We start from the raw sequence: 7833 nt of genomic DNA on the forward strand, positions 1-7833 counted from the left end.
CCTGTACGACATCACGGGACTTCCCCGACAGGTCGTTCCGCGACCTGGCGGGGTGATCCTCGCTTCTGCTGGACTCGTTGATCGCTCAATCCGCCTTCGGTGTCGGCGGGGGAAGGTGGGCCACTTCGCGGTCGAAGTAGCTCATCACGTCCTCGCCCGCCCGGTAGAGATACTTGATGTAGCTTTCCCAGTCCCCGATGACTTCGGGGTCGGTATGACGGACCGCGCCGTCGGGAACGCCGGATTCGGTGTAGAGCACCTGGTACAGCACATCCCCGCCGAGGACGACCAGTTCCGGAAGAAGTCCGTCGCTCTCCGAGGAGGTCACCAGGCCGGCACCGACCACTCGTACCGGCATTCCGCATTTCGCTTGCTGTCGCAGCGAATGCAGCTCCCATTGCAGATAGGGCGTCAGCGGCTGTTCGACCACCCGTACCCGATGGAACAGGGAATTGCGCCGCTCGTCCTCGCGGGCGACGGCGAGGAGATTCTCGCGCCGCTCTTCCATGAGCCTCAGAGATTCCACCCAGTCGCCCCGGGAAAGCGCGTCACGACTGGGGCTGCCCTGTTCCTCGAAGTGCTGCCGGCGCTCCAGTTTCCACGAGTCCCGGTCGCGGACCGCCGCGTCCCGCTCCCGGAACTCCCGCCGGTAGGCCTCCCCGGAGAGTCGCACACCCCGCTCGCGGCGCAGGGCGGGGGCGCGGAGGTCAAGCATCGGCGATATCCGGTTTGGCGGCCCGGAGCATGTTCCCCGGAATGACCACGAGCCGCTCGTCCGCGGCGAGGGCGACGCCGTCCGGCAGCCGGGGCGCGTAGTGGGACGTGAGGTCCCTGCCGATCACGGCGATATCGCCGTTGTCGAGCTGCCAGATGTCCGGGCACTGGTCCCGGCCGTCGGAATTCCCTAACTCCTTGGCCGACTTTCCCAGCCGCCGGGAAAATAACGCGGTCGGATCGGCCTCCCAAGCACGCTGCATCCTTGCCTCCACTCGGTTTGGTTGAGCACACAACCGCTATCTATTGTATATCCGAATGGTTACGGAGAGCAACATGCGGTGGGGGCAAGTTCACGCCAATACCCCGTCTCCACAACCGGAATCAACGGTACGGCGACCGTCCGTGACCGATGGCCGCCCACGAGGCAGACGATCCCGGCGCCCAGCGGACGGATGATCCGACTGATGAAACTCACCGGATGAATCGATACTTCCCGGACCCACCCACACATACGCCGAGGGCCGTGCCCCGTACACGTACGTACGGGGCACGGCCCTCGGCCGTGTGCTCGGCGCGAGCCGTGAGCGCTACTTGCGGATCAGGCTGCGCAGCACGTACTGCATGATGCCGCCGTTGCGGTAGTAGTCCGCCTCACCCGGGGTGTCGATACGGACCACCGCGTCGAACTCCACGCCGGTGTCCGTCGTCACCTTGACGGTGCGCGGGGTGGTGCCCTCGTTCAGCTCCGTGACGCCGGTGAAGGAGAAGGACTCCTCGCCCGTCAGCCCCAGGGACTGCGCCGAGGCGCCTTCCGGGTACTGGAGCGGGAGAACGCCCATGCCGATCAGGTTCGAGCGGTGGATGCGCTCGTACGACTCGGCGATGACGGCCTTCACACCGAGCAGCGCGGTGCCCTTGGCGGCCCAGTCGCGGGACGAGCCGGAACCGTACTCCTTGCCCGCCAGGACGACCAGCGGAATGGACTGCTCGATGTAGTTGCGCGAGGCGTCGTAGATGAACGAGACCGGGGCACCGTCCACCGTGAAGTCGCGGGTGTAGCCGCCCTCCGTGCCCGGCGCGATCTGGTTGCGCAGGCGGATGTTGGCGAACGTGCCGCGGATCATGACCTCGTGGTTGCCACGCCGCGAACCGTACGAGTTGAAGTCGCGGCGCTCGACGCCGTGCTCCGTCAGGTACGTACCGGCGGGGGTGTCGGCCTTGATCGCGCCGGCCGGGGAGATGTGGTCGGTGGTGACCGAGTCGCCCAGCTTGGCCAGCACGCGCGCGCCGGTGATGTCCTCGACCGGCGTGGTCTCCATCGCCATGCCCTCGAAGTACGGGGGCTTGCGGACGTAGGTGGACTGCGGGTCCCACTCGAAGGTGTTGCCGGTGGGGATCGGCAGCGCCTGCCACTGCGCGTCGCCCGCGAAGACGTCCTGGTAGGACTTGTTGAACATGTCCTCGCCGATGGCGTTGGCCACGACGTCGTTGACCTCGGCCTCGGTGGGCCAGATGTCCTGGAGGTAGACCGGCTTGCCGTCCTGGTCCGTGCCGAGGGCGTCCTTGGTGATGTCCACCTTCATCGACCCGGCGAGGGCGTACGCGACGACCAGCGGCGGGGACGCCAGGTAGTTCATCTTGACGTCGGGGTTGATCCGGCCCTCGAAGTTACGGTTGCCGGAGAGCACCGAGGTGACCGCCAGGTCGTGCTCGTTGACCGCCTTGGAGACCTCCTCGGGCAGCGGGCCCGAGTTGCCGATGCAGGTGGTGCAGCCGTAGCCGACGAGGTTGAAGCCGACCTTGTCGAGGTACGGGGTGAGGCCCGCCTTGTCGAAGTAGTCGGTGACGACCTTCGAGCCCGGGGCGAGAGTGGTCTTGACCCACGGCTTGCGGCTCAGGCCCTTCTCCACCGCCTTCTTCGCGACGAGCGCGGCGGCGACCATCACGTACGGGTTCGACGTGTTGGTGCAGGAGGTGATCGCGGCGACGGTCACGGCGCCGTGGTCGATCTCGTACGTCGAGCCGTCGGGGGCCGTGACCAGGGTCGGGCGGCTCGGCACACCGTTGGCGGAGGCCGGGGCGTCGGAGGCCGGGAAGGACTCCTTGCCCGCCTCCTCGTCCTCGGAGACGTAGTTGCGTACGTCCTCGGCGAACTTCGCCTTGGCCTCGGCCAGGATGATGCGGTCCTGGGGACGCTTCGGGCCCGCGATGGAGGGGACGACCGTGGAGAGGTCCAGCTCCAGCTTCTCCGAGAAGTCGGGCTCGGCGGCCGGGTCGAGCCAGAGGCCCTGCTCCTTCGCGTACGCCTCGACGAGCGCGACCTGCTGCTCGTCCCGGCCGGTCAGGCGCAGGTACTTCAGCGTCTCGTCGTCGATCGGGAAGATCGCGGCGGTGGAGCCGAACTCCGGCGACATGTTGCCGATGGTCGCGCGGTTGGCGAGCGAGGTGGCGGCGACGCCCTCACCGTAGAACTCGACGAACTTGCCGACGACGCCGTGCTTGCGCAGCATCTCGGTGATCGTGAGGACCAGGTCGGTGGCGGTGGTGCCGGCGGGCAGCTCACCGGTCAGCTTGAAGCCGACGACACGCGGGATGAGCATCGAGACGGGCTGGCCGAGCATCGCGGCCTCGGCCTCGATGCCGCCGACGCCCCAGCCCAGCACGCCCAGGCCGTTGACCATGGTGGTGTGCGAGTCGGTGCCGACGAGGGTGTCGGGGTACGCCTGGCCGTTACGGACCATGACCGTGCGGGCCAGGTGCTCGATGTTGACCTGGTGCACGATGCCGGTGCCCGGCGGGACGACCTTGAACTCGTCGAAGGCGGTCTGGCCCCAGCGCAGGAACTGGTAGCGCTCGCGGTTGCGGCCGTACTCCAGCTCGACGTTCTGCGCGAACGCCTCGTGCGTGCCGAACTTGTCGGCGATGACGGAGTGGTCGATGACCAGCTCGGCCGGGGCCAGCGGATTGATCTTCGCCGGGTCGCCGCCCAGCTCCTTCACGGCCTCACGCATGGTGGCGAGGTCCACCACGCAGGGCACCCCGGTGAAGTCCTGCATGATCACGCGGGCCGGCGTGAACTGGATCTCCTGGCTCGGCTGCGCCTGGGAGTCCCAGGAGCCGACGGAGCGGATGTGATCGGCGGTGATGTTCGCGCCGTCCTCGGTACGGAGCAGGTTCTCCAGCAGCACCTTCAAGCTGTAAGGGAGGCGTGCGGAGCCCTCGACCTTGTCCAGCTTGAAGATCTCGTACGACTCGTCGCCCACGCGCAGCGTGCTGCGGGCGTCGAAGCTGTTCGCCGACACGACAGTCTCCTTCATCAATGTGCACGTACTACGTCATGCTGCCGCCACGGCTCCTCACTGATCCGCTAAGGTAAGGCTTAGTTAGGTAACCCTTACCGATTGGCGGCCGCGGTGCGCCTTCGGACAGATATCTCGATGTCGAGATAACTCTAATACATGGCCGCTGATCGGTCATGCCCAGGCCCGGCTGACCGCTCTCATCCAATCGAGTCGTTTACTCAGCGAACCCAGTCGTTTTGCCTTCCGTCTCAGCGAACCTAGTCGTTCGGGTGATCGCACTGGGGGTGCTGGGTGGCTGTACCGGCTGGGGTGGATCTTGCGGAGACGTACGTTGAGCTGTCGTACGTGGACGCTGTGCACAAGCGGCTGCGGCGTCCGCTGCTGGACTGTGTGACGGCCCGGTTCGAGGAGGCGGCTCCGGTGCGGCCGTTTCGCTGGTCGCGGGGTGAGCGTCACTTCTCGGGTTGGTACTGGGCGGCGACGACCAGGCAGCACGTCGGCTTCGAGTCCTGGCTGCAGCGGGACAGGCTTGTGCTTATGGACGCCGATCCCGGGGTGGTGGGGATCGCCTCGCAGCCGTTCTGGCTGCACTGGTACGACGGTAAAAGGGAGCGTCGGCACGCCCCGGACTACTTCGTACGCCGCTCGGACGGCTCGGCGGTGGTCATCGACGTCCGCTCGGATGACCGGATCGAGCCGAAGGACGCTGAGGCGTTCGAGGTGACGCGGATCGCCTGCGCCCAAGCCAGATGGGGGTTCGCGCGGGTCGGAGTGCCGGAGGCGGTACTGCTGGCTAATGTTCGGTGGCTATCGCGCTACCGGCACCCGAGGTGCCTGCACCGAACGGCCGCGGACAGGCTGCGGGAGATCTTTGTGACGCCGGGGCCGCTGCTGGCCGGGGCGGACGCGGCAGGTGACCGGCTGGCGACGCTGCCCGCCTTGTTTCATCTGCTCTGGAGCCAGGAACTGACCGCCGGAGATCTTTCGGTCGAGCTGATGGGGCCGCGCACGGTTGTGGCTTTGACCTGTGGGGGTGCCCATTGAGCGGAAAGCCTCGGAAGGTCCCGCCCACGGCTCGCCTCGCGGAGTTTCCCGAGACAGCGGCCGAGCGGGCTCTGTGGTGGGAGGGGCATGTCCTGGAGGTGTTGCACGGCCTGCCGCCGGACGCTCCCCAAGGTGCGGTGCCGCGGCCGGAGTTCGACCCGAAGCAGCATTCACTGGCCGAGCGCGAGCGGGCCAAGGCGGCCGAGTTGACGGCGACCGGGAACGCGGTGACGGCCAGCGGGATCAAGCAGCGGCGGCAGCGCTATCAGCGTGACGGGCTTCCCGGGCTGGCGGACGGCCGGTCGATCAAGCAGATGCCGACCTTCGGCAAGGTCGACCCGGTGGTGGTGGAGGCAATGCGGCAGGCCATCGGCGAGACAGGCCAGGATTCGTCGAAGACAATCGGGTTCATCGTCTGGCGGGCCAAGGAGATCCTGGGCAGCCGCAAGGACGCCGCGGGCGTCGAGATCCCTTCTCGGGCCACTCTCTACCGGCTCTACAGCAAGCTGGCGGTGGGCACTCACGCGACAGGCTCGGCCAGCACTCGCCGATCAGTCAACGCACGGCCGCCCGGTCCGTTCGGGGAAGTCCCGGCCAGTGCGCCGGGCGAGCTGATGCAGATCGACTCAACCCCGCTGGACGTGCTGGTGCGCTTGGACGACGGCATCGCGGAGAAGGTCGAGTTGACCGCAATGATTGACATCGCGACCAGGTCGATCACCGCGGCGGTGCTGCGGCCGACTACCAAAGCCGCAGACGCATCCGCGCTACTGGCCCGCAGCGTCACCCCGGAGGCGATGCGGCCCGGCTGGTCACAGGCTCTGCGAATGTCCCAGTCGGTTCTGCCGCATCGGCGGTTGCTGACCTTGGACGAGCGGTTGGAGCACGCGGCGGCACGGCCGGTGATCGTTCCGGAGACGATCGTCTGCGACCACGGCAAGGTGTTCGTATCGAACAACTTCCGTTCTTCCTGCCGGTACTTGGGCATCAATCTGCAACCGGCGCACAAGGCGACGCCGACCGACAAGGGCACGATCGAGAAGACACTGGGTTCAGTGGCCACCCTCTTCGCGCAGTTCGTCGCGGGTTACACCGGCTCGAACCCGGACCGTCGAGGCCGGAACCTGGAGGACGGTCCGCTGTGGTCGCTGCCCGAGCTCCAGAACCTTCTCGACGAATGGGTCATCGCTGTCTGGCAGACCAGACCGCATGACGGGCTGCGTGACCCGGATGCTCCCAAGCGGTCGTTCTCGCCGAACGAAAAATACGCGATGTTGTTGCAGTCCTGCGGTTACGTCCCCGTCCCGCTGAGTGGCGAGGACTACATCGAGCTGTTGCCCGAGCGCTGGCAGGCGATCAACAGCTACGGCATCCGGATCAAGTACCGCACCTATGACGGCGGTGAGTTGGGTCCTTTGCGCCGCCAGCACTCGGGGGTGGCGGAGAAGAAGGGGCTGTGGGAGATCCACCACGATCCCTATGACGTGTCCCGGATCTGGGTACGCGATCGACGAGGCGAAACAGACCGGTGGATCACCGTGTTCTGGAAGCATCTTCGGCGCGTCGGCGTCCCATTCGGGGAGCTGGCCTGGGACCACGCTTGCGAACAGGTCCCTGGCGGCACGGAGGAGCAGATCGCGGACGCCGCCGCGGCCCTGTTGCGGCGGGCCCACGACGGCCCCGCCCCGAAGAAGGGCCCTGCGGCCAAGCGGTCCCAGCGCGTCGCCGCACGAACCCGGGCCACAACCCCTGACCGGCCGATCCCCGATCCGCCCGCCACTGACGGCATGCCGGCGGACGAGGCGGACACCGAGCTGGCCGAGGTCATCCCGCTGGGCCTGTTCGACCCGCTCGCGAACCCCTGGAGGCGCCCGTGACCATCTCCGAACCGGCAACCCGGCACGGCGCCGTTCTGCAGGAGGCCGACGCCAAGGCGAACCGGCAGTTGACCACCCTGGAGGGGTGGCGGAGGTTCGCCGCAGGACCACCCCAGCCCGTGGTCATGCTGCCTGCGGACCAGTTGCGACGGCTGTCGCCGGTTGAGCGAGCGCTCTACGACGAGGACCGGCTCGACCATCACGCCCGGATGCTCGTGGTCGCCACCTCGTTCGTCGAAAAGACGGTGGTCTGCGGCCGCCGCCTGGTCCTGCTCAACCGGCACGCGATCAGTGCTCGCCGCGGCTTGATGGTCTCCGGACTGCCCGGGACGGGCAAGACCAGCGCCATCACCCAGCTCGGGCTTGCACACGAGCTCCTCGACCGTGCCCGCCACCCGAACTCCACCGATCGCATCCCAGTTCTCTACATCACCGTTCCGCCCACGGCGACGGCCCGCATGGTCGCTGCCGAGTTCGCGCGGTTCCTGGGACTGCCAGTCCGGGGCAGGTCGAACATGACGGACATCATCGAGGCGGTGGTCGGCGTCTGCACAGACACCCGCACCGGCCTGGTGCTCGTCGACGAGATCCACAACGTCTCGCAGGTTACCCGGGCAGGCGCCGAGGTCTCCGACACGCTGAAGTACTTCTCCGAGCGGATCCCCGCGACCTTTGTTTACGCCGGTATCAATCTCGAAACCAGCGAGCTGCTGGCCGGCACTCGGGGTGCTCAGATCTCGGGCCGTTTCACTCTCGTCCCCACCCGCCCGTTCCCCTACGGCGAGGAGTGGAAGGGCTTAGGCAGTGTCCTGGCGATCATGAGCGGAGCCATATGACGAGGGCGGCCGCGGTGACGGTTCCGAGGTAGACGTAGCCGCGCTTGTCGAACCTGG

General features: G+C 67.2%; 5 protein-coding genes and 1 pseudogene. 3 read left to right on the plus strand and 3 right to left on the minus strand.

Annotated features, from left to right (window positions below; genetic code table 11):
• Positions 1 to 85: 85 nt before the first annotated feature.
• The 3 genes from ACFXPL_RS03620 to acnA all read right to left on the minus strand — a co-directional run bounded on the left by ACFXPL_RS03620 (position 86) and on the right by acnA (position 4019).
• The gene (locus ACFXPL_RS03620) at positions 86 to 715 is read right to left on the minus strand and encodes a DUF6879 family protein (protein WP_384911790.1); all 630 of its coding nucleotides are present in this window, start codon (positions 713 to 715) and stop codon (positions 86 to 88) included.
• Positions 708 to 977, minus strand: coding sequence for a hypothetical protein (locus ACFXPL_RS03625; protein ID WP_384911793.1), 270 nt, complete (start codon positions 975 to 977; stop codon positions 708 to 710). Before ACFXPL_RS03625 ends, ACFXPL_RS03620 begins: the two co-directional genes overlap by 8 nt.
• Positions 978 to 1304: 327 nt before the next feature.
• A complete protein-coding gene (gene acnA, locus ACFXPL_RS03630; protein ID WP_384911795.1) occupies positions 1305 to 4019 on the minus strand; it encodes an aconitate hydratase AcnA in 2715 nt (904 codons plus the stop codon).
• Between the two features lie 291 nt (positions 4020 to 4310).
• On the opposite strand from acnA, the gene ACFXPL_RS03635 reads away from it, so the two are divergent.
• From ACFXPL_RS03635 to ACFXPL_RS03645, 3 genes and pseudogenes are all read left to right on the plus strand, one after another.
• The gene (locus ACFXPL_RS03635) at positions 4311 to 5063 is read left to right on the plus strand and encodes a TnsA-like heteromeric transposase endonuclease subunit (RefSeq protein ID WP_384911798.1); all 753 of its coding nucleotides are present in this window, start codon (positions 4311 to 4313) and stop codon (positions 5061 to 5063) included.
• A gap of 356 nt (positions 5064 to 5419) precedes the next feature.
• On the plus strand, positions 5420 to 6940 hold the full coding sequence (locus ACFXPL_RS03640) for an integrase (RefSeq protein WP_384911848.1): 1521 nt from the start codon (positions 5420 to 5422) through the stop codon (positions 6938 to 6940).
• Positions 6937 to 7740, plus strand: a pseudogene (locus ACFXPL_RS03645) (ATP-binding protein); the annotation flags it as partial. The gene ACFXPL_RS03640 and the pseudogene ACFXPL_RS03645, both read left to right, overlap by 4 nt.
• Between the last annotated feature and the right edge of the window lie 93 nt (positions 7741 to 7833).

This window comes from Streptomyces sp. NPDC059092 (assembly GCF_042756365.1).
In the GTDB taxonomy this organism is placed as follows: Bacteria; Actinomycetota; Actinomycetes; order Streptomycetales; family Streptomycetaceae; genus Streptomyces.

Coding starts and splice junctions, on each gene's coding strand:
- ACFXPL_RS03625 (WP_384911793.1), bottom strand. CDS start 977: ATGCAGCGTGCTTGGGAGGCCGATCCGACCGCGTTATTTTCCCGGCGG.
- ACFXPL_RS03640 (WP_384911848.1), top strand. CDS start 5,420: ATGCGGCAGGCCATCGGCGAGACAGGCCAGGATTCGTCGAAGACAATC.
- ACFXPL_RS03620 (WP_384911790.1), bottom strand. CDS start 715: ATGCTTGACCTCCGCGCCCCCGCCCTGCGCCGCGAGCGGGGTGTGCGA.